Source organism: Sphingomonas sp. Ag1 (assembly GCF_000980895.1).
GTDB classification, from domain to species: domain Bacteria; phylum Pseudomonadota; class Alphaproteobacteria; order Sphingomonadales; family Sphingomonadaceae; genus Sphingomonas; species Sphingomonas panaciterrae.
Map to the genome: position 1 here is coordinate 30,993 of NZ_LAZX01000077.1, position 20,964 is coordinate 51,956.

The 20,964-nt window shown below is 67.7% G+C and carries 16 protein-coding genes, 1 tRNA gene and 1 pseudogene; 9 read left to right on the forward strand and 9 right to left on the reverse strand.

Going from position 1 to position 20,964, the window contains the following annotated elements; genetic code table 11:
- Positions 1-10: 10 nt before the first annotated feature.
- On the reverse strand, positions 11-2,605 hold the full coding sequence (pepN, locus tag XM50_RS03300; protein WP_046407360.1) for an aminopeptidase N: 2,595 nt from the start codon (positions 2,603-2,605) through the stop codon (positions 11-13).
- A gap of 216 nt (positions 2,606-2,821) precedes the next feature.
- Here pepN and XM50_RS03305 point away from each other — a divergent pair, with 216 nt between their 5' ends.
- Genes XM50_RS03305 through XM50_RS03315 form a run of 3 tightly spaced genes read left to right on the forward strand, consistent with a single transcriptional unit; the run spans position 2,822 to position 6,603 of the window.
- Complete coding sequence (locus XM50_RS03305) at positions 2,822-4,489, forward strand: M28 family metallopeptidase (RefSeq protein WP_046407362.1); 1,668 nt, start codon at positions 2,822-2,824, stop codon at positions 4,487-4,489.
- A gap of 15 nt (positions 4,490-4,504) precedes the next feature.
- Entirely contained in the window at positions 4,505-5,785 is a 1,281-nt protein-coding gene (locus XM50_RS03310; protein ID WP_082102671.1) for a M48 family metallopeptidase, read from the forward strand.
- On the forward strand, positions 5,782-6,603 hold the full coding sequence (locus XM50_RS03315; protein WP_046407363.1) for an epimerase: 822 nt from the start codon (positions 5,782-5,784) through the stop codon (positions 6,601-6,603). The genes XM50_RS03310 and XM50_RS03315 overlap by 4 nt, the downstream gene beginning before the upstream one ends.
- Here XM50_RS03315 and XM50_RS03320 read toward each other — a convergent pair.
- From XM50_RS03320 to nadB, 4 genes are all read right to left on the reverse strand, one after another.
- The gene (locus tag XM50_RS03320; RefSeq protein WP_046407364.1) at positions 6,513-7,430 is read right to left on the reverse strand and encodes a DMT family transporter; all 918 of its coding nucleotides are present in this window, start codon (positions 7,428-7,430) and stop codon (positions 6,513-6,515) included. The two genes, XM50_RS03315 and XM50_RS03320, sit on opposite strands and share 91 nt — an antisense overlap.
- 38 nt (positions 7,431-7,468) lie before the next feature.
- Complete coding sequence (locus XM50_RS03325) at positions 7,469-8,473, reverse strand: threonine aldolase family protein (RefSeq protein WP_046407366.1); 1,005 nt, start codon at positions 8,471-8,473, stop codon at positions 7,469-7,471.
- 77 nt (positions 8,474-8,550) lie between these two features.
- Complete coding sequence (locus tag XM50_RS03330) at positions 8,551-9,672, reverse strand: serine hydrolase (RefSeq protein WP_052742397.1); 1,122 nt, start codon at positions 9,670-9,672, stop codon at positions 8,551-8,553.
- 116 nt (positions 9,673-9,788) lie between these two features.
- Complete coding sequence (nadB, locus tag XM50_RS03335) at positions 9,789-11,369, reverse strand: L-aspartate oxidase (RefSeq protein WP_046407369.1); 1,581 nt, start codon at positions 11,367-11,369, stop codon at positions 9,789-9,791.
- Between the two features lie 134 nt (positions 11,370-11,503).
- On the opposite strand from nadB, the gene XM50_RS03340 reads away from it, so the two are divergent.
- The 6 genes from XM50_RS03340 to XM50_RS03360 all read left to right on the forward strand — a co-directional run bounded on the left by XM50_RS03340 (position 11,504) and on the right by XM50_RS03360 (position 15,738).
- Positions 11,504-13,306: an aminopeptidase P family protein gene (locus XM50_RS03340; protein WP_046407371.1), complete on the forward strand. Its 1,803-nt coding sequence runs from the start codon at positions 11,504-11,506 to the stop codon at positions 13,304-13,306.
- A complete protein-coding gene (locus XM50_RS20925) occupies positions 13,267-13,401 on the forward strand; it encodes a hypothetical protein (RefSeq protein ID WP_269430555.1) in 135 nt (44 codons plus the stop codon). The genes XM50_RS03340 and XM50_RS20925 overlap by 40 nt, the downstream gene beginning before the upstream one ends.
- A 208-nt stretch (positions 13,402-13,609) precedes the next feature.
- Positions 13,610-13,684 (forward strand) — tRNA-Thr (locus tag XM50_RS03345).
- A gap of 190 nt (positions 13,685-13,874) precedes the next feature.
- Complete coding sequence (gene hdhA / locus XM50_RS03350; protein WP_231621838.1) at positions 13,875-14,657, forward strand: 7-alpha-hydroxysteroid dehydrogenase; 783 nt, start codon at positions 13,875-13,877, stop codon at positions 14,655-14,657.
- Between the two features lie 100 nt (positions 14,658-14,757).
- Positions 14,758-15,348 (forward strand): MarC family protein, encoded by a 591-nt coding sequence (locus tag XM50_RS19090; RefSeq protein WP_052742400.1) that lies wholly within the window; start codon positions 14,758-14,760, stop codon positions 15,346-15,348.
- A gap of 87 nt (positions 15,349-15,435) precedes the next feature.
- Positions 15,436-15,738 carry an alkylphosphonate utilization protein gene (locus XM50_RS03360; protein WP_046407374.1) on the forward strand — a complete coding sequence of 101 codons (303 nt, stop codon included), beginning with the start codon at positions 15,436-15,438 and terminating at the stop codon, positions 15,736-15,738.
- Positions 15,739-15,765: 27 nt separating this feature from the next.
- On the opposite strand, the gene XM50_RS03365 is transcribed toward XM50_RS03360, so the two are convergent.
- The 4 genes and pseudogenes from XM50_RS03365 to XM50_RS20375 all read right to left on the reverse strand — a co-directional run.
- On the reverse strand, positions 15,766-16,230 hold the full coding sequence (locus tag XM50_RS03365) for a PaaI family thioesterase (RefSeq protein ID WP_046407376.1): 465 nt from the start codon (positions 16,228-16,230) through the stop codon (positions 15,766-15,768).
- 39 nt (positions 16,231-16,269) lie between these two features.
- Positions 16,270-17,787: a lipopolysaccharide biosynthesis protein gene (locus XM50_RS03370; protein ID WP_046407377.1), complete on the reverse strand. Its 1,518-nt coding sequence runs from the start codon at positions 17,785-17,787 to the stop codon at positions 16,270-16,272.
- A gap of 46 nt (positions 17,788-17,833) precedes the next feature.
- Positions 17,834-20,614 (reverse strand): DNA polymerase I, encoded by a 2,781-nt coding sequence (gene polA, locus XM50_RS03375; protein ID WP_046407379.1) that lies wholly within the window; start codon positions 20,612-20,614, stop codon positions 17,834-17,836.
- A 71-nt stretch (positions 20,615-20,685) separates the two neighbouring features.
- Positions 20,686-20,964: pseudogene (locus XM50_RS20375) on the reverse strand (hypothetical protein); the annotation flags it as partial.

The window sequence follows — 20,964 nt, forward strand, 5'->3', positions numbered from 1 at the left end:
TCAGCGGGCCTCAGCCGTCGAGGCTCTTCGACGCCTGTTCGAACAGGTCCTTGGACAGCCCGCTGGTCCCGACGATCCGCTCCAGCTCCGCCCGCATCAGCGCCGCGCGCGCGGGGTCGAACCGCCGCCACCGGCCCAGCGGCGGCAGCAGCTTCGCCGCCGTCTGCGGGTTGAGCCGGTCAAGCGCGATCAGCTGGTCGGCAAGGAAGCGATAGCCCGCGCCATCGGCCTGGTTGAACGCCCGCTGGTTGACCGCAAAGGCGCCGATCAGGCTGCGCGCCCGATTGGGATTGGCCAGGGTGAAGTCGGGATGCTCGGCCAATGCGCGCACCGCCGCCAGCGTATCGACCCGAGTCGACAACGCCTGCGTCTGGAACCATTTGTCCAGCACCAGCGGATTACCCGCATAACGGTTGTAGAAGATGTCGAGCGTCGCCTCCCGCAGGTCGCTCTCGCCATTGACCAGCACTGACAGCGCACCCTGCCGATCGGTCATGTTGTCGGCGCGCTCGAACTGGCGGAACGCCAGCGCCGCCGCATCGCTCGCCCCCGACGCCGCGATATAGCCCAGCGCCACGTTGCGAATCCGCCGCGCCGCCTTCGCCGCCGGCGTATATTCATACGGCCGGTCGCTCTCATTGGCGTCGTAGATCTCGCGCCAGCGATCGCCTAGGGCGCGGCCAAGATCCGCGCGCAGCGCCTCGCGCGCGGCAAAGATCGCATCGGGATCGACCACGCTCAGCTGGTCGCCGATGAAGCTCTCCGACGGCAACAGCACCGCCTCGGCGACGAACGCCCGGTCCAGCGTAGGATCGTCGAGCGTGTCGGCGACCGCGTCGATCACCGCACGATGATCCGCCGCGCCCTCGACCGCACCCGCTACCAGCGTGTCTAGCATCAGCTGCTGCATCGCCTCATAGCGTGCAAAGGGATCGTCATCGTGCCGCGCCAGGAACGCCAGCTCCTCTGCGGTACGATCGCTCTCGATCGTCACCGGCGCCGAAAAACCGCGGTTGATCGACAGCACCGGTCGCTCGGCGATGCCGTCGAACACGATCGTCTCGCTGGCGTCCTGCAACAGCACCAGTTGCTCGGGCCCCAGCGGCCGCCCGGTCTCCGCGCCGAAAAGCCGGATCTTGAGCGGCAGGACCATCGGCTCCTTCACCGCCTGTCCCGGCGTCGGCGGCACATGCTGCGCCAGCCGCAGCGTCGCGCGCCCTCCATCATGCGACAGGCTGGCGGCCACCCGCGGCGTGCCCGCCTGGCTGTACCACAAGCGGAAGCGCGACAGGTCGACCCCGCCGCCCTCCTCCATGCACGCGACGAAATCCTCGCACGTCGCCGCCGTCCCGTCGAAGCGATCGAAATACAGGTCGCACGCCGCCCGAAAGCGCGTCGGCCCCAGGATCGTCGCCATCATTCGGATCAGCTCGGCGCCCTTGTTGTAGATCGTCGAGGTGTAGAAATTAGAGATCTCAAGATAGCTTTCGGGCCGCACCGGATGCGCCAGCGGGCCGGCATCCTCCGGGAACTGGCTGGCGCGAAGCCCGCGCACATCCTCGATCCGCTTGACCGCCGCCGATCCCTGGTCGGCGGAGAATCCCTGGTCGCGAAAGACGGTGAAGCCTTCCTTCAGCGACAACTGGAACCAGTCGCGGCAGGTGACGCGATTGCCCGACCAGTTATGAAAATATTCGTGCGCCACAACGGTCGCGATCGCGTCGTAATCGTAATCGGTCGCGGTGTCGGGATCGGCCAGGATGTAGCGGCTGTTGAAGATGTTCAGCCCCTTGTTCTCCATCGCGCCGAAATTGAAATCATCGACTGCGACGATGTTGAACACGTCGAGATCATATTCGCGGCCATAGACGCGCTCGTCCCACGCCATCGACAGCTTCAGCGCATGGAGCGCGTGATCGGTCTTGGGCAGGTCTGCCGCGCGCACCCAGATGCCCAGCTCCACCTCGCGCCCGGACCGCGTGGTGAAGGTCCCGCGGTTGCAGGCGAGGTCCCCGGCGACCAGCGCGAACAGATAGGACGGCTTGGGGAACGGATCATGCCATTCGGCCCAGTGCGTCCCGTCGTCATTGTCGCCCGACGCGATCGGATCGCCATTGGCGAGCAGCACCGGGTAGCGCGCCTTGTCCGCGCTCATCCGCACGCGATAGGTCGCCAGCACATCGGGCCGGTCGGGGAAGAAGGTGATGCGGCGAAATCCCTCCGCCTCGCATTGCGTGCACAGGTTTCCGCCGGAGGAATACAGCCCCATCAGCTGCGTGTTGCGATCGGGCGCGATCTCCACCTCGGTCTCGATCACATGCGCGTCACCGGACAGCGGGATGACCAGCTGGTCATTCTCCATCCGCCAGTCATTCACCGCGACACCATCGACCAGCACCGCGATCGCCGTCAGCCCGTCACCGTCCAGCCGCAGCGGCTCGCCCGTCTCGCCGCCCCGCCGCACGTCCAGCCGCGCGCGCACCCGCGTCGCCGACGGGTCGAGCGCGAAGTCCAGCGACACGTCGGGGACCAGCCATGCCGGCGGTCGATAATCCTCGCGGCGGTGAACGGCCGGGGTCGCGGTGGCGGTAAGAGCGTCGAGCATGGGAAGAGATATAGACGGCGCGCGATCCGGTTCCATCGGTAATGCTTGCGGCGCGCTCCCCCAATGCTACGACTTGCGGCATCAAGCCGCCCAATCCTTGTCTTTCATGTCGAGTGAGGTCGAGCCGCGTGTCGCAGGCGCCCGTCGCCGGTGCCACGTCGCCCCGCCCTTCTCGCCGCCCCGGACGGGGGCGGGCGCCATCACCACGGGATATTCATGCGTCGTTTCGCCATTGCTCTGTGCTTTGCCACCCTGCCCGTCGCTGCCATCGCGCAGCAGGCTGCCCCCGCCGCTCCGGCAACGCCTGCGAAGGCTCAAACCGCCGCGGCCACCACGCCGCTCTCGCCCGAGGCTGCGGCGATCAAGTCGCACGTCATGCTCCTCGCCTCGGACGCGATGCGCGGGCGTGAGGCTGGCAGCCCGGAATATGATATCGCCGCCGAATATGTCGCCTCGCAATTCTTTGCCGCCGGGCTGAAGCCGGGCGCGGCCAAGGGCGGCTATCTGCAGGAAGTGCCGCTGGTCGCCTACAAGCCCGAGGGCGAGGGGAAGCTCGGCATCACGCGCGGCGGCACCACGCTGCCGCTCACCTACGGCACCGATTACGTCCCCTCCGCGAACCCGCGCGCTAAGGAAACCAATCTTTCCGCGCCGGTGGTGTTCGTCGGCTATGGCATCGTCGCGCCGCAATATGGCCGCGACGATTATCGCGGCGTCGATGTGAAGGGGAAGATCGTCGCCTTCGTCAGCGGCTCGCCGTCCAAGATGACGGGTGAGGAGCGTGCATGGCTCGGCTCGCCGACGACCAAGGCACGGTTCGCGGCGGAACGCGGCGCGGTCGGCACGATCACGCTCGTCACTCCGCGCAGCGACAAGCAGCGCCCCTTCGCCAAGATGGTCGAAGGGATCGGCCACACCCGCATGACCTGGGCCAATCCCGACGGCACCGGCCATGTCGAGGAAGGCGGCATCCCGACGCTCGCGACGCTGAGCCTGTCGGGCGCGGAAAAGCTGTTCGCCGGCGCGCGCACCAGTTGGGCGAAGGTCGCAAAGGAATCGGACAAGGCCGATGCGCGCTTCACGCCGGAGGTGCTGCCCGCCACGCTCTCCGCCACCACCAAGACCAGCTTCGCCCCCGCACGCTCGTCCAACGTCGTCGGCGTGCTGCCCGGCAGCGATCCGGCGTTGGCGAAGGAAGTCGTCGTCCTCTCGGCGCACCTCGACCACGTCGGCGTCAGCGGCAAGGCCGATGACAAGATCCACAATGGCGCGCTCGACAATGCGATCGGCATCGCCAGCCTGATCGAGGAGGCCAAGCGCTTCCAGAAGGAAGGGGCGCCCAAGCGCACCGTCCTGTTCCTCGCCGTCACGGCGGAGGAAAAGGGGCTGATCGGCAGCGATTATTTCGCCAACCACCCGACCGTGCCGGCCTCGTCGATCATCGCCAACGTCAATCTCGACATGCCGATCCTGACCTACAAGTTCGAGGATATGGTCGCGTTCGGCGGCGATCGCTCGACGCTCGGCCCGATCATCAGCCGCGCGGTCGCAGGCGCCGGCGTCAGCCTGTCGCCCGATCCGATGCCGGACGAGGGGATCTTCGTTCGCTCCGACCATTTCCGCTTCGTGCAGAAGGGCGTGCCCTCGGTCTTCCTGTGGCCGGGCCAGAAGGGACCGGGCAAGGCCGCGGTCGAACATTTCATGTCGACCAACTACCACAAGCCCAGCGACGATCTGTCGCAGCCGATCGAGTGGGAACAGGGCGTCCGCTTCGTCGACGTGAACTATCGCATCGCCCGCGACATCGCCGACGCGCCGACGCGCCCGGTGTGGAACAAGGGCGATTATTTCGGCACGTTGTTCAAGGGGCCAATGGCCCCGTAATCGGGGGAACAGGGGATGAGGAAGGTCATCGGGGCAGCGCTGCTGGGGGCAGCGGCGCTGTTGCCCGCCATCGCGCAAGGACAGGGGGCAAACCCCGGTTTCGACGTCGACGCGGCAACCCGCGCCTACCTCGATCTTCTGCAGGGGCCGGCACGGGCCAAGTCGGACGCCTATTTCGAGGGCGGATACTGGCTGATCCTGTGGAACGCAGCTGTCGCCGTGCTGGTCTATGGCGCGCTGCTCGCCAGTGGCTTTTCCGCCCGGATGCGCGATCTCGCCGAACGGCGCATCAGGCGCACCTGGCTCGTCCCCGGCCTGTACGGCGTGCTGTTCACGCTCGTCAGCTTCCTCCTGTTCCTGCCATGGACGATCTACACCGGCTTCGTGCGCGAGGCGCAATATGACCTGATGAGCCAGACGTTCGGCGCCTGGTTCATCGACCAGCTCAAGATGCTGGGCGTGTCGCTGGTGGTGAATGCGCTGCTGTTCACCGCGATCTACGCCGTCATTCGCCGCTTTCGCCGTGCATGGTGGGCGGTCGGCACGGCGGTGATGATCAGCTTCCTCACCATCGGTCTGCTGCTCGGCCCGGTGTTCATCGAGCCGCTGTTCAACCGCTACACCGAAATGCCCGCCGGTCCCCTGCGCGACCGGATCGTGGCGATGGCCGAGGCGCATCACATCCCGGCCGACCATATCTATGTCGCCGATGCCTCACGCCAGACGAAGCGGATTTCCGCCAATGTCGCCGGGCTCGGCCCCACGATCCGCATCGCGCTCAACGACAATCTCCTTAACCGCACCTCACCTGACGAGGTCGCAGCGGTGATGGGGCATGAGATGGGCCATTATGTGCTCGGCCACATCTGGCGACTGCTGCTGTGGTTCGCCCTCGCGGTGCTCGTCATCTTTTTCGCGCTCTCCCGGCTGGCGCCGCGGCTGATCGCGCGCCACCCGCGCTGGGGCGTGCGCGACGTGGCGGACCCTGCCGGCGCGCCGCTGCTGCTCGCGATCACGAGCGTCCTCGTGGCGCTGGCGACGCCGTATATCAGCACGGTCACCCGCCTGAGCGAGAGCGAGGCAGACCGCTTCGGCCTCGATGCCGCCCGCGCGCCTGACGGCTTTGCCACCGCGGCGATCCGCCTGTCAGAATATCGCAAGCTTGAGCCCGGGCCGATCGAGGAATTCCTGTTCTTCGATCATCCTTCGGGCGCGACGCGCGTTCGCATGTCGATGCAGTGGAAGAAGGATAATTTGCCCGGCGCCACGATGGTCACCCCGACGCTCGCGAGATGAGCCGGCTGTTCATCTTCGGCCTCGGCTATGCGGCGAGCGCGATCGGCGATGCCGCGGGCGGCCCGGTGCTGGCGACGACGCGCGACGGCCGCGCCGGCACGATCCGCTTCGATGATGGAGATGCGGTGCGCGCCGGGCTCGCCGCCTCAACGCATGTGCTGTCCTCCGTGCCACCGGATGGCGCGGACGATCCGGTGCTGGTGCGATATTGCGCGCTGCTGGAGGGCAAGTGGCTGGGCTACCTCTCCTCCACCGGCGTCTATGGCGATGCGGGCGGCGCCTGGGTGGACGAAAGCGCGCCCATCACCGGCCGGCGCGCGCCCCGCAACGCCGCCGACGCGGCATGGCTGGCGCTCGGCGCGCGCGTCTTCCGCCTCCCCGGCATCTACGGCCCGGGCCGTTCCGCGCTTGACCGGGTGGCGGCCGGCAAGGCGCACCGCACCACCATCCCCGGTCAGGTGTTCAGCCGCGTCCATGTCGATGACATCGCGCGCGGCGTCGTCGCGGGCTTCACCGCGCCGCCAGGTGCCTACAATCTCGCCGACGATCATCCGTCCAGCCAGGATGCGGTAATCGAATTCGCTGCCGCGCTGCTCGGTCTGCCGCCGCCCCCCGTGGTGCCGCTCGACAGCCTCTCACCGATGGCCCGCGCTTTTTATGCCGAGAACCGCCGCGTCGCGAATGGCAAGGCAAAGCGCGTGCTCGGCTGGACGCCGCTCTACCCTGACTATCGGTTAGGCCTTCGCGCCGTCAGCGCGATGACCAGGCCAAAAGCGGCCAATGCTGCGCCACAAGCGGCCAATGTGGACCAGCGGTAACCCTCGAACAATGTGGAAAGGGCCATGGCGATCACCGGCACGATGACGCTGGAATAGGCCGACTTTGCCGGGCCAATGATCCGGATCACCCCGAAATACAGCGGAAACGCCAGCGCCGACGCCGCCAGCCCCAGGTACAGGATGCCGGCTACATACCCCAAGCGCCACTCCATCACCGGCGGCCCCGCCGTGAACCACGCCCAGGCCGCATCGAACATCCCACCCATCAGCATGGCCACAGCGGTGGTGCGCAGCATCGGATAGCGCCGCGCGGTCTCAGTCCCCTGCATAACATTGGCGCTGGAGGCGGACAGAATAGCGCACAAGGTCAAGGCGATACCGGTCAGCGCGGTCGTCGGCCCATGCGGGTCGCTGCGCACCTCATGGACGAACAGCAGCGCCACCCCGCCCATCGCCACCGCCGATCCGACGATCAGTTGCCGCCCCATCCGCTGCCCGAGAAATATGCGCCCGAACAAGGAGTTGGGGATCAGCAGCAGCGCGAACACCACCGCGACCAGCCCCGAGGTGATGAACTGTTCCGCGCGATAGACGAAGTTGAAATTGAGCACGAACTGCGCGAGGCCAAGCGCGGCGGCAAAGGCATAGCCACGCGCATCGATCGTCCCCGGCTCCCGCCGAATCACCGCCCAGGCAAGGAGCGCCGCGCCCGCCACCAAAAAGCGGTAGCTCACCGACCAGGACGGCGGCACCACGCCCAATTGGTCGCGAATGACCAGCCACGTCGATCCCCAGATCAGCGTCACGATCCCGAACGGGATCAGGACACGGGCGCGAGTCGATTGCGGCGGCGGGGCGGTGGTCATGCCGCCGCGTAGTGCGGATTGGGCGGCGGGTGAAGCGGTTAGCCGAGCGCCGCGATCGCCTCGGCGAGCGGGCGGATATCCTCGGCCCGCTGGTTCCACGAAACCACCAGCCGCGCCTCGCCCGGCCCCCAATCATAAAAGTCGAACCCCTTGGCCCGCAGCGCCGCGGCTTCCTCGGCCGAGACGCGCAGGAACACCTCGTTCGCCTCCACCGTATGCACCAGCCGATCACCCGCGGCGGCGGCGATCAGCGCCGCGCCTTCGTTGGCATTGCGCGCATTGGCCAGCCAGCGGTCCTCCTCCAGCAGCGCGAGGATCTGCGCCGCCAGATAGCGCCCCTTGGAAAACAGCAGGCCAGCGCGCTTGCGGCGATAGCGGCTCGCCTCCACCAGCCCGCGCTTGAAGAACACCAGCGCCTCGGCACCCATCCCGCCATTCTTGACGAAGCCCATGCTGAGCGCGGTCACGCCCGCGCGCCACGTCATGTCGGCGGGCGAGCAGCCGGCGTGAACCAGCGCATTGGCAAAGCGCGCACCATCCATGTGCAGCGCCAGCCCCTGCTCGGCCGCCAGGGCGCCGATCGCCGCCACCTCGTCGGGACGGTACACCAGCCCATATTCGGTCGCATTGGTGATCGAGATCGCGTGCGGCTGCACCTGATGCACGTCCTTGCGAATCGTGCCGAGCAGCGCGCGAAGCGTTTCCGGCGTCAGCTTCGCGCCCTCACCGCCCGCCAGCAGCAGCTTGGCGCCATGGGTGTAGAATTCCGGCGCGCCGCATTCGTCATTCTGGATATGCGCGTCATGGTGACACAGCACCGCGCCGTGTGGCGGGCAGAGCGCTGCCAGCGCCAGGCAATTGGCCGCGGTGCCCGTCGGCACCCACAAGGTCTCGACCTCGGTCTCGAACAGCGCCGACAGCCGCGCGTCCAGCATCCCGGACCAGCGATCGCCATCATAGGCGGTGTCGAGCACATCGGCCTCGGCCATGGCGGCGAGCACGGCGGGATGGACCGGGGCGGCGTTGTCGGAAAAGAAGCGCATGGGGGTGCCTTGCGGCGCTACCGCGCGACCGTCAATCGACACGGATCAAGCGATCGGGCACCGACGCTGTGACCGGATCAGGTTTCGGGATCGTCCTGCTCGCGCGAGGCGATCGTCGCCGTCCCGCGATAGCCGCTGACGCTGGCCGCCACCGCCTGGATCAGCTGCTGGCGCTCGCGCATCGGGCGCGTCGTGTCGCCGATCATCACCGCCACCGCATAACGCCGGCCGTCCGGCGCGGTCAGCAGGCCGACGTCGTTGAAGCCGGCGTTGCGGCGGCCCAGTTCCTGCCCCGTCCCAGTCTTGTGCGCCAGCGTCCATCCCGGCGCGATTCCCGCCTTCAGCCGCGCCCGCCCGGTGCGGCTCGATTCCAGCGTGGAGATCATCAGCCGCGTCGACGTTTCGGACAGCAATTCGCCCCGCGCCAGCCGCGACAGCGCATCGGCAATCGCTAACGGCGCCGCGCCATCGGGCGGATTGTCGATATAGGCCTGCATCGCCCGCGCGCGCACCGCCGGATCCAGCTTCGCCCGCTGGATCGAGAAATTGTTGCCGATGCTCATCGACTGATCCCACGTCAGCCCGGCGGTCTTCGCCTGGAGCAGCCGCTCACCCGGGCCGAAGCGAATGTCGCCCAGCCGCTTGCGCTCGATAAAGGCGTTCACCGCCCTCGGCCCACCGACCAGCGTCAGCAGCCGGTCATTGGCGGTATTGTCGCTCTGCGTCAGCGCACGGAACAGCAGGTTGCCGACGGTCGTGTTCCACGTCCCGCCCTTCACCAGATAGGCGACCGGCTGGTGGAACAGCGTCAGGTCGCTGGCCGTCACGCTGACCGGATCGTCCAGCTTCAGCCGGCCATTGTCGCGTTGATCGAGCACGGTCATCGCGACCCACAATTTGCTGACGCTCTGCTGCGGCAGCAGTCGACGCCCCCCGGCCTCGATCGTCCAATCCTCGTCGACGGCGCGCACCGCCACGCCGGCAATACCCGGGAACTCGCGCACCAATTGCTGGATCGACGCATCCAGCGCGCGCGGCGCGCGGCTGGCCGGCAGCGGCTTGGGCTTGGGCACCGGGATGGCGACGACATAGGAGGGCGCGGGGGCCGGCGCGACGGCGCGCGCGTTCCGCGAGGGTGGCTCCCCGACACAGCCGGCCAGCGCGAGCAACGCAGCTCCTGCGCCCAACCGTCCGATCATGATCCTCGCCTGCCCCATGCCATGACACGGGAGGCTATCGGAAAAGACGCCATTGAAAACCGTGGGTTACCCGCTTTGCGATGAACGGCGCCTCTGCTGCGATGAACAGGATGCCGTTACGGAACCAGGACCGTGTCGACCGGCGCCTCCAGCGTTTCCGGCCAGTCCAGCGTATAATGCAGGCCGCGGCTTTCGTGTCGGTGCAGTGCCGATCGTACGATCAGCTCCGCCGTCTGAAGCAGGTTGCGCAGCTCGATCAGGTCCGGCGTCACCCGGAAATGGCCGTAATAATCCTCCACCTCCGCGGTCAGCATCTTGATGCGATGCTGCGCGCGCTGCAGCCGCTTGGTCGTGCGCACGATACCGACATAATTCCACATGAAACGGCGGATCTCGGTCCAGTTCTGCTTGATCACCACTTCCTCGTCGGAATCGGTGACCCGGCTTTCGTCCCACGGCCGGATCTTCGGCACCGACGGCAGCATGTCCCAATGCGCTGCGATATGCTGCGCTGCCGCCTCGCCAAACACGAAGCACTCCAGCAGCGAGTTTGACGCCAGCCGGTTCGCGCCGTGCAACCCGCTCTCGGTGCATTCGCCCGCCGCATACAGCCCCGGCAGGTCGGTGCGCCCGTGGCGGTCCACGATGATCCCGCCGCAGGTATAATGCTGTGCGGGCACGACCGGGATCGGCTGCACCGTCATGTCGATGCCCAGCCCGATCAGCTTCTCGTAGATGTTCGGAAAATGCCCGCGCACGAAATCGGCCGGCTGATGGCTGATGTCGAGGTGGACGTAATCCAGGCCATAGCGCTTGATCTCGGCGTCGATCGCCCGCGCCACCACGTCGCGCGGCGCCAGCTCCAGCCGCTCGGGATCATAATCGACCATGAAGCGGTGGCCGTTCAGCGGGTTGATCAGCCGCCCGCCCTCCCCGCGCACCGCCTCGGTGATGAGGAAGTTCTTGACGTCGAGATTGTACAGGCAGGTCGGATGGAACTGCATCATCTCCATGTTGGAGACGCGGCAGCCCGCGCGCCACGCCATGGCGATGCCGTCGCCGGTCGCGCCGCGCGGCGCGGTCGAAAACAGATACGTCCGCCCCGCGCCACCGGTGGCCAGGATCGTCGCACGGGCGGTGTAGAGGTTCACCGCCCCACTCTTGCGATCGACGGCATAGACGCCCCAGACGTTGCCGGCACCCGAATAGCGCTCCTCATGCCGGCTGGTGGCGAGGTCGATCGCCACCTGATCGGGAACCAGCGTGATGTTGGGATTCGCCTCCGCCGCGCGCTGCAGCGCCTCCTGCACTGCCCAGCCGGTCGCGTCGTCGACATGGACGATGCGCCGATGCGAATGCCCGCCTTCGCGTGTCAGGTGCAGCGCATTCCCGTCCTGCGCGAACGGCACGCCCAGCTTCTGCAGCCGCTCGATCGCCGCCGGCGCATTCTCCACCACGAATTCAACGATCTCGCGGTCATTGAGTCCAGCGCCCGCCACCATCGTATCCTCGACATGGTTCTCGAACGTGTCGCCCGGCTCCAGCACCGCGGCGATCCCACCCTGCGCCCAGGCGGTGGACCCTTCGTTGAGCGCGCCCTTTGCCAGCACGATCACCTTGAATCGATTGGCGAGGTTGAGGGCGGCCGTCAGCCCCGCAGCACCCGATCCGACGATAAGCACGTCCGCGCTCGTCATGCGCGGCTCTGGGGAGGAAGAAGCATCCCGGCTGCATGGCACGAAGCGCCGGCATCTGCCATATCGGGCGATGATGTTCCCGCGCGGCACCTGACCCGGTGAGGTGGCCGTGGGTTGGTTTGCAAGGAAGCTCCATGTCCACCTACTCCGCCCGTCTCGCCGCCCTGCGCGACCAGCTTGCGCGCCAGCAGCTCGACGGCTTCGTCGTGCCGCTGACCGATGAGCATATGAGCGAATATGTCGGCGCCTATGCGCAGCGCCTGTCATGGCTCACCGGTTTCCAAGGGTCGGCCGGCACCGCCGTCGTGCTGCCGGCGGAGGCCGCGATCTTCACCGATGGCCGCTACACGCTGCAGGTGCGCGAACAGGTGTCGGGCGACGACTGGCAGTTCGTCGGCGTGCCGGAAACCAGCGTCTCCGGCTGGCTTGCCGATCATGCCCGGCAGGGCGCGCGCATCGGCTATGATCCGTGGCTCCACACCCGCGCCTGGGTCGATGAGGCAAGCCGCGCGCTGGCCGCGATCGACGCGACGCTGGTGCCGGTCGACACCAATCCGGTGGACGCGGTCTGGCCCGACCGCCCTGCGCCCTCCGATGCGCCGCTCGCTGTGCAGGACGATGCCCATGCCGGCCGGTCCTCGGCTGAAAAGCGCGCCGCCGTTGCCGACTGGCTGGTGGCGCATGGCGCGGATTCGGTGGTGCTCGCGTCGCTTGAATCGACCGCATGGCTGCTCAACGTGCGCGGCGGCGACGTGTCGCGCACACCGGTCGCCCTGTCCTACACGATCGTCAACGCGGACGGCACCGCCGATCTGTATGTCGCGCCGGAAAAGATGAACGATGCGGTTGCCGCGCATCTCGGCAACGCCGTTCGTGTCCATGACCGGCGCAGCTTCGCCGCCGCGCTGGCCCGGTTCGCGGGCCAGCGTGTCGCGGTTGATCCCGCGCTGTCGGTCGCGGCCATTCCGCTCGCGATCGAGGCCGCCGGCGGCACGGTCGTGCCGCTGCGCGACCCCACGGTGATCCCGCGCGCGACCAAGAATGCGGTCGAGCAGGCCGGCCATCGCTCGGCCAGCATCCGCGACGGCGCCGCCTTGTCGCGCTTCCTGCGCTGGATCGCGATCGAAGGGCCGAAGGGCGGTCAGACCGAACTGTCTGCGGCGGCAAAGCTGGAGGAATTCCGCCGCGGAACGGGCGTGCTGAAGGACCTGTCGTTCGACGCCATCTCCGCCACCGGCCCGCACGGCGCGATCCCGCATTATCATGTCACTGAGGAATCGAACCTGCCGATCGAGCCGGGGCAGCTCTATCTGATCGATTCGGGCGGCCAATATGTCGACGGCACCACCGACGTCACTCGCGTCGTCCCGATCGGCCACCCGACGCAGGAGATGCGCGATCGCTTCACCCGCGTGCTGAAGGGGCATATCGCGCTCGCCACGGCCGTCTTCCCGCGCGGCACGACGGGCGCGCAGCTCGACGCGCTCGCCCGCCTCCCCTTGTGGCAGGCGGGGCTGGATTTCGCCCATGGCACCGGCCACGGCGTCGGCAGCTACCTCTCGGTTCACGAAGGGCCCGCGCGGATCGCCAAGCCGAGCTATCCCGGCGCCGGCCCGTCGGAGCCGCTGCTGCCCGGCATGATTCTCTCCAACGAGCCGGGCTATTACAAGGCCGGCGAATACGGCATCCGGATCGAGAACCTGCTCCTCGTCCATGAACAGGACGTGCCCGGCGGGGAGTCGACGATGCTCGCCTTCGAAACGCTCACCCTCGCTCCGATCGACCGCGATCTGGTCGATCCGGCCCTATTGACCCCCGGCGAATTGTCATGGCTCAATGACTATCACGCCCGGGTCGCGGCAACGCTCGCCCCCGTGCTGGAGGGGGAGGAACGCGAATGGATCGTCTCAAGGTGTTCGCCCATCATTGTCGGGTAACGCTTCCCTGGGCGGTGGTCGGCGGGGCGGCGCTGACCATCGCCTATCTGACGGGCGACTTCTGCTATGCGGTCGGCCGATTCGTCGCGGACTGATCGTCGCCGTCACCGTCCGCCGCTGTCTCCTTCACTGCCCGCGCCTGCTCCTTGCGCCGGCGCAGGTTCGCCCGCAGCGCCGCGGCCAGCCGCGCGTCCCGTTCTGCCTTGGTTTCCATCGAAACAGGCTATCGCGCGACTTTAGCGCCTTGACAATCGGCCGCCGCTCGTCTCTAGCGCCCCCTCGCCCGCCGATCGCGGGCCGAGTGCTGCCGTAGCTCAGTGGTAGAGCGCATCCTTGGTAAGGCTGAGGTCGTGAGTTCAATCCTCACCGGCAGCACCATTTTCCCCGACCGTCATTGAACGAACCTCCGCCGTGGCGCGGAGCTGCCCGCCATCTGGCCCATTCGCCACCTCCCGGCGTCGCCGTCTGCGCATGTTACTGATTGTCGCGACGGCCCTGCGCACCTCATCTGGCATCCGCGACACGCCGCCTGCCCGGTCCTGGTCGCATTCGCGGGAAAGGAATGCGTGTGGACGACCGGCTGTTCGACCCTGACCAATTCCGCCTCACGGGCCAGGTCGCGCTGGTCACCGGCGCCGGCAACGGCATCGGGCGCGCCATTGCGCGCTTGTTCGCCGGCGCGGGCGCCGCGGTGATGGTCACCGACCTCGCGCGTGACAAGGCGGAGGCCGTCGCCGACGAGATTCGCGCCGCTGGCGGAAAGGCCGGCGCCTTCACCTGCAACGTCACCGTGGAGGCGGAGCTGCAGGACGCGGTGGGCACCACGGTCGACACATTCAAGGCGCTGACGATCCTGGTGAACAATGCCGGTGGCGGTGGTCCCAAGCCGTTCGACATGCCGATGGAGGATTTCCGCCGCGCCTTTGAGCTGAACGTCTTCTCCTCGTTCCGGCTGGCGCAGCTCGCCGCCCCGCACATGGCGGCGCATGGCAGCGGCGCGATCCTCAACATCTCGTCGATGGCGGGGGAGAACCGCGACGACCATATGGCGTCCTACGCCGCGTCCAAGGCGGCGGTGAATCACCTCACGCGCAACATCGCCTATGACCTCGGGCCGTCTGGCATCCGGGTTAACGCGATCGCGCCCGGCGCGACCAAGACCGATGCGCTCGCCTCCGTCCTGACGCCGGAGATCGAGAAGGCGATGCTGCGCCACACCCCGCTGCCACGCCTCGGCACCCCCGATGACATCGCCTATGCGGCGCTCTTCCTCTGCTCGCCCGCCGCATCCTGGATCAGCGGGCAGGTCCTCACCGTGTCGGGCGGCGGCGTCCAGGAACTCAATGGATGATCCCTGCGCGCAGCGGTTCCTGCCCGTGAGCTTTCACCCCGCCTCATCGTCGGGGGACCGCGCCGCGAGGGCGGCCGCCTGAGACGGAAGCGAGGCTCCTATGGAATTCCCGGCGGCAACGCTCTTCGGGTTGCTCTTCATGACCATGGGGCCGATCCGCGCCGTGGCGATATTCGCGACCGTCGGGACGGATGACAAGGCGCCGGGCGTCCGCCGGCTGGCGACGCGCGCCGCGCTGCTCACGGCACTCGCCTTCGTTCTTGCCGTCTATGGCGGCACCGGCACGCTCGCGTCGTGGGAGGTGTCGCTCCCCGTGCTGATCGGCAGCGCCGGCGTCGTGCTGCTGGCCCTCTCGCTCCAGTCGCTGCTCGTGCCGGCGGCACAGAGCCCCACGCTGCTCGATCCGCAGAAGCTGCGCCCGACCACGCTCGTCTTTCCCGGCCTCTTCCCACCGATCGCAGTGACGATCCCGATCATCTTCGCCGCCGCCGTGCCGAATACGGGCGCCCAACTGGAGATCATCGCCATCGGCCTTGGCATCATCCTTCTCAACTGGCTGCTGATGCTGCGGTCCAAGTGGCTGATGCGCAAGATGGGCTCCAGCCCGCTGGAAATCATGGGCGCCGTGTTCGGCGTCCTGCAGGTCGCGCTGGCGATGCAATTCATCGTCAACGCGGTGAAGATGCTGTGACGGGCATGGGCATCATGTCCCATGGCGATCGGCCCGGCTCCGGCATAAAAGCCGCCTCCACCGCGCTGCGCACAACAGGGAAGCAAGATGGCTGACGACGAATATGTCTATGACGAGGAAAGCGGCGAATGGCTGCCGGCGAGCGAGCTTGCCGCCAAGCGCGCCGAGGCCGATCAGGTGGAGGTGCGCGACGCGGTCGGCAATCTGCTGGCGGACGGCGATCAGGTCACGCTGATCAAGGATCTGGAGGTCAAGGGCGCCGGCCAGACGCTGAAGCGCGGCACGCTCATCAAGTCGATCCGCCTGACCGGAGACCCGCAGGAAATCGACTGCCGCTACGAAGGCATCAAGGGACTGGTGTTGCGGGCCGAGTTCGTGCGCAAGCGATAACGCCTGCGCACCGTACCCCGCGACCGGTCAGGCCGTCGCGGGCCGCCGCGCGATCTTCTTGATCACCCCGGAATAGCTCATCACCGCGTCGCCCGCGTCATCGATCACGCCGCGCACGAAGATCAGGCTGCGCCCGGCCTTCACCACCTCGCCCCGCGCGGTCAGCAACCGGCCGGGCACCGCCGCGCCGACGAACTCGGCGTTCAGCGTCGCGGTGACGCCGTGAAAGGCAGGCAGCACTGCCGACGCGACCATGAACAGCGAGAAATCGGCAAAGGTCAGCAGCGACCCGCCATGGACGTTGCCGCCGCCGTTGCGGTTCTTGGCGTCGGGGCGAAAACCGCACTCGATCTGCCCCTCGGCATCATAGCGCGCGAAGAACGGCCCGGCATGGTCCTCGAACGGGTCGGTCCCCGGCCAGCGCAGCCATCCCTGCCACTCACCGTCGTCGATCGGCGTCAGCGCGATGCCGGGTTCGGTCGTGATGTCCACAATCTTCCTTCTTGGCTCCTGGGATGATCCGCGCGCCGCTCAGCGCGCCGGCGACCCGACGTTCGGCAGCGTCGCCTCCTCGGCATTGGGCATCTTGCCGAACAATGCCCGGTCGGCCGGCGTGAACGCCCAGCGCCACAGCACGAACAGGTAGACGCCGGCGATGGCCGGGATGCCGAACACGATCTCCGCCCATTCATATTCATGCGGCAGCGACGTCACCAATCCGCCGATGACCAGCGCCGCCAGCATCGCCCAGACCAGCGGCCAGCGCAGCGGCGACACAGGCGCCGACAAAATGTGGCGCAGCAGCCGCGCCTTGATGACGGAGGTCAGCGCGACGCTCACCATCAGCGCCACCGCCGGCGCCGCCGCCTGCGCCTCTTCCGACCAGCCGAGCCGCCGCGTGGCGATGATCATGCCAAAGCTGAGCGCCACCTGGAACGCCAGCATCACGGCGGAGATCAGCAGGTTGCGGTGCCGCGCGGTATAGACCAGCGCCGTCTCGCACACCGCCCCGGTCGACGCGAGCACTTCGGCGAACAGCAGGAAGGCGAGCGCCGCGGTGCCAGCCACGAATTGCGGCCCCACCGTCCCCATCACCGCCTCGCCCGGGATCGATCCCATCAGCGCCAGGCCAAGCTGCGCCGCCATGATCCAGAAGGCGACCTGCCGCACCTGGTTGGCGATCGCCAGCCGGTCGTTCACCGCCAGGCTCTGCGTGATCACCGGGCCCAGGATCGGGTCGAACGATGTCTTCAGCTTCTGCGGCAGGCTCGCGACCTGCTGCGCCATATAATAGATGCCGACGATCTTGGGCTCGAACATCACCCCCAGGATGAACCGGTCGACGTTGCGCGTGCCCCATTCGAACGCGTCTGCGCCCGCCAGCGGCACATTGTCGCGGATCATCGCCAGCAGCCCGCGCACATGCGGGGACCAGCCACGCGGCAGGCCGTAACTGCGCACCAGCGGCACGATCGATGCGATCAGCGCCGCGATCATCGACGCGACATAGCTCAGCACCAGGCCATCGCGCGTGGTGAAGAAGGAGAATATCCACGCCGCGATCGAGATCGTCCACGGCTCCACCACCGCGCGCGCCGTCACCGCGGCCTTCACGTTGTGGCGATAGGCCAGCGCCGCCAGGCTCACGTCGGACCAGGCGATCGCCAGCACGATCAACGGCAGCCATCGATCGAGGCCGACGATGGGCGTATTGGGGTACATGACCTCGGGGAAGGTCCACAGCACGGCGCTCGCCAGCAGCGACAGCAGCGCCGCGACCACCAGCCCGTCGGCGACGACATGGACGTGCGGCCGGTCGGTGCGGCTCAGCGCCTGCGCCAGCCCGCGCTTCAGTCCCAGCGTCGCCAGCAGCGCCGCCAGCTCCACCACCACCACCGCGATGGCGAACCGCCCGACGAGCTCCGGTCCGTACAGCCGCCCGGCGATGAACAGGAACGGGATGCGCGCCGCCAGCCGCAGGATGAACCCCGCGACATTGGTGCGCCCGCCCTTGGCGAGCTGCGCAATATCCTTCGACGTTTCGGTCACCGGGGCGTCCCGCCGGTCCCGCGCTGCCCGCCAGTCAATGGGCCGGTCAATGCGCCGCCCCCCAGCTTGCGCCGGTGCCGATCTCCACCGCCAGCGGCACGTCCAGCTTCACCGACGGCTCGGCTGCGGTTGCCATCACGCGCTCGATCACCGGCTTCGCGGCCTCGACTTCGCTTTGGGGGACTTCGAACACCAGTTCGTCGTGCACCTGCAGCAGCATGCGCGTGCCGGTCAGCCCGGCCTCGGCCAGCGCCGGCTCCATCCGCGCCATCGCGCGCTTGATGATGTCGGCGCTCGTGCCCTGGATCGGCGCATTGATCGCCGCGCGCTCGGCGCCCTGCCGCTCGTGCTGCACCTTTGATTTGATCCGCGGGAAATGCGTCTTGCGGCCGAACAGAGTCTCGGTGAACCCCTGCTCGCGCACCGCTTGCAGCGTCTCGGCGATGTAGCGGTTGATGCCCGGGAACCGCTCGAAATAGCGGTCGATCATCGCCTGGGCCTCGTCCGCCGTCACGTCCAGCCGCCCGGCAAGGCCCCAGCGGCTGATGCCGTAGAGGATCGCGAAGTTGATCGTCTTGGCGCGCCCACGGGTGTCGCGATCGACCGCGCCGAACAGCTCCTGCGCGGTCAGCGAGTGGATATCGTCGCCCCGCGCGAACGCTTCCTTCAGCGCCGGCACGTCCGCCATGTGCGCCGCCAGCCGAAGCTCGATCTGCGAATAGTCCGCCGCCAGAATGACGTTGCCTGGCTCGGCGACGAAGGCGTCGCGGATCTGCCGGCCGATCTCGGTGCGGATCGGGATGTTCTGCAGGTTCGGGTCGGTGGATGACAGCCGCCCGGTCTGCGCGCCGGTCAGCGAATAGCTGGTGTGGACGCGGCCCGTCGCCGGGTTGATCTGCTCCTGAAGCGCATCGGTGTAGGTCGATTTCAGCTTCGACAGCTGGCGCCAGTCGAGCACCCGCGCGGCAATCTCCTTGCCCGGTGAATCCTTATCGGCGGCGATCCGCTCCAGCTCGTTGACGTCGGTCGAATAGACGCCGCTCTTGCCCTTGCGGCCGCCCTTGATGCCCATCTTCTCGAACAGCACGTCGCCCAGCTGTTTGGGGCTGCCGATCGTGAACGGTGCGCCGGCGATGCCGTGGATCACGCCCTCCAGCTCCGCCATCTGCGTCGCGAACTCGGTCGAAAGCTGCGCCAGCCGCTCGCGATCCACCTTGATCCCGTGCCGCTCCATCCGCGCGATGACCGAAACGAGCGGCCGGTCGACCATCTCGTACACCCGCGTCGCCCGCTCGATCGGCAGCCGCGGGCGGAATCGACGCCACAGCCGCAGAGTCACGTCGGCATCCTCGGCCGCGTACCGCGTCGCGGCGGCCAGATCGACCTGGTTGAACCCGATCGCCTTCTTCCCCGTGCCCGTCACGTCCTTGTACGCGATGCAGCTGTGCGACAGGTGCGTCGCCGCCAGCTCGTCCATCCCGTGCCCGTGCAGCCCGGCGTCGAGGTCGAAGCTCATCACGATCGTGTCGTCATAGGGCGCAAGCGCGATCCCCAGCCGCCCCAGCACGACCATATCGTATTTCAGATTGTGCCCGATCTTCAGCACTGCCGGATCCTCCAGCAGCGGCTTCAGCTTGGCGAGCGCCAGGTCGCGGTCGAGCTGCACGGGCTTCTCGGCGAACATGTCGCCCCCGCCGCCCTCGCCGACATGCGCCAGCGGCACATAGCAAGCGAGATTGGGCGCCAGCGCCATTGACACGCCGACCAGCTCGGCCAGCATCGGATCCTTGGCGGTCGTCTCGGTATCGATCGCAACCCAGCCCTGATGCCGCGCCACGGCGATCCAGCGATCGAGCGCATCTTCGTCGACCACCGTTTCGTAACTGTCATGGTCGCAGGGCGGGTCTTCCTCCTGCGGCACGCCGACCGGCTCGGGCGGCGTCGGATCGACGCCGTCATTCTGCTCCGCCGCCAGCTTCGTCAGCAGCGACTTGAACCCGTGATGCTCCAGGAACGCGCGCAGCGGCGCCTCTGGGATCCCGTCGAGCGCCATTTCCTCCAGCGGGTGCGGCAGCGGCACGTCGCACGCCAGCTCCACCAGCTTGCGCGACAGCCGCGCCTGATCGGCGAACTCGATCAGATTCTCGCGCAGCTTGCCCTTCTTCATCTCGGGCGCGGCGGCCAGCACCGCCTCGACGCTGCCATGCTCCAGGATCAGCTTCGCCGCGGTCTTGGGCCCCACGCCCGGCACGCCCGGCACATTGTCGACGCTGTCGCCCATCAGCGCCAGCACTTCGCCGAGCTTGTCCGGCCCGACGCCGAACTTCTCCACCACCTCGGGCGGGCCGAAGCGCTTGTCCTTCATCGTGTCGAGCATGTCGATGCCCGGCTCGGTGAGGAGCTGCATCAGGTCCTTGTCGGAACTGACGATCGTCACTTGCCAGCCCTGCGCCAGCGCCGCCTTGCTGTACGATGCGATCAGGTCGTCGGCTTCCCAGCCCGCTTCCTCGATGCACGGCAGCGAAAAGGCGCGCGTTGCATCGCGGATCATCGGAAACTGCGGTTTCAGATCCTCCGGCGCGGGCGGGCGATGCGCCTTGTACTGGTCGTACAATTCGTTGCGGAACGTCGTCTCGGACTTGTCGAGGATGACCGCCAGGTGAGTCGGACCATCGGCCTTGTGCAGGTCGTTGGCCAGCTTCCACAACATGGTCGTATAGCCATAAACCGCACCGGCCGGCTCACCATGCTTGTTCGTGAGCTTCGGCAGCACGTGGTACGCGCGAAAGATGAAGCTCGAGCCATCGACGAGATAGAGGTGCGGCATGGGGGCCGCTTAGCGGATCGGCGCGCCGCGAACAAACAATGCGGTGGGCGCCGGATCGCGCCGCCCGCGACTCACAGTTTGCCGAACCGTTCCTCGAACGTCTTGATGTCGCCGGCGGCCAGCAATTGCGCCTGTTCCAGCCAGCGATCGCGCCCCATCCGGCCAGTGAACGGCCCAAGATGCGCGTCGAGGTCCTCGGCAGCGCGCTGGTCCAGCGCGGCCAGTTGCCCGACGGTCGAAATGCCCAGCTCGGCCAGCCGTGCGGCGACCTTCGGGCCCAGCCCCTTGATGCGCGTCACCGGCGCGTCGCCCGGCGGCGGCGCGGCGGGGGCGGGGGCGGGGGCGGCGGC

Excerpts from the sequence above, each read along its gene's own strand:
- XM50_RS19090 (WP_052742400.1), top strand. The coding sequence starts at position 14,758 with ATGGAATTCCCGGCGGCAACGCTCTTCGGGTTGCTCTTCATGACCATG.
- XM50_RS03320 (WP_046407364.1), bottom strand. The coding sequence starts at position 7,430 with ATGACCACCGCCCCGCCGCCGCAATCGACTCGCGCCCGTGTCCTGATC.
- XM50_RS03305 (WP_046407362.1), top strand. The coding sequence starts at position 2,822 with ATGCGTCGTTTCGCCATTGCTCTGTGCTTTGCCACCCTGCCCGTCGCT.
- XM50_RS03325 (WP_046407366.1), bottom strand. The coding sequence starts at position 8,473 with ATGCGCTTCTTTTCCGACAACGCCGCCCCGGTCCATCCCGCCGTGCTC.
- nadB (WP_046407369.1), bottom strand. The coding sequence starts at position 11,369 with ATGACGAGCGCGGACGTGCTTATCGTCGGATCGGGTGCTGCGGGGCTG.
- XM50_RS03315 (WP_046407363.1), top strand. The coding sequence starts at position 5,782 with ATGAGCCGGCTGTTCATCTTCGGCCTCGGCTATGCGGCGAGCGCGATC.
- polA (WP_046407379.1), bottom strand. The coding sequence starts at position 20,614 with ATGCCGCACCTCTATCTCGTCGATGGCTCGAGCTTCATCTTTCGCGCG.
- XM50_RS03360 (WP_046407374.1), top strand. The coding sequence starts at position 15,436 with ATGGCTGACGACGAATATGTCTATGACGAGGAAAGCGGCGAATGGCTG.
- XM50_RS03340 (WP_046407371.1), top strand. The coding sequence starts at position 11,504 with ATGTCCACCTACTCCGCCCGTCTCGCCGCCCTGCGCGACCAGCTTGCG.
- XM50_RS03330 (WP_052742397.1), bottom strand. The coding sequence starts at position 9,672 with ATGATCGGACGGTTGGGCGCAGGAGCTGCGTTGCTCGCGCTGGCCGGC.
- pepN (WP_046407360.1), bottom strand. The coding sequence starts at position 2,605 with ATGCTCGACGCTCTTACCGCCACCGCGACCCCGGCCGTTCACCGCCGC.
- XM50_RS03310 (WP_082102671.1), top strand. The coding sequence starts at position 4,505 with ATGAGGAAGGTCATCGGGGCAGCGCTGCTGGGGGCAGCGGCGCTGTTG.
- XM50_RS20925 (WP_269430555.1), top strand. The coding sequence starts at position 13,267 with ATGGATCGTCTCAAGGTGTTCGCCCATCATTGTCGGGTAACGCTTCCC.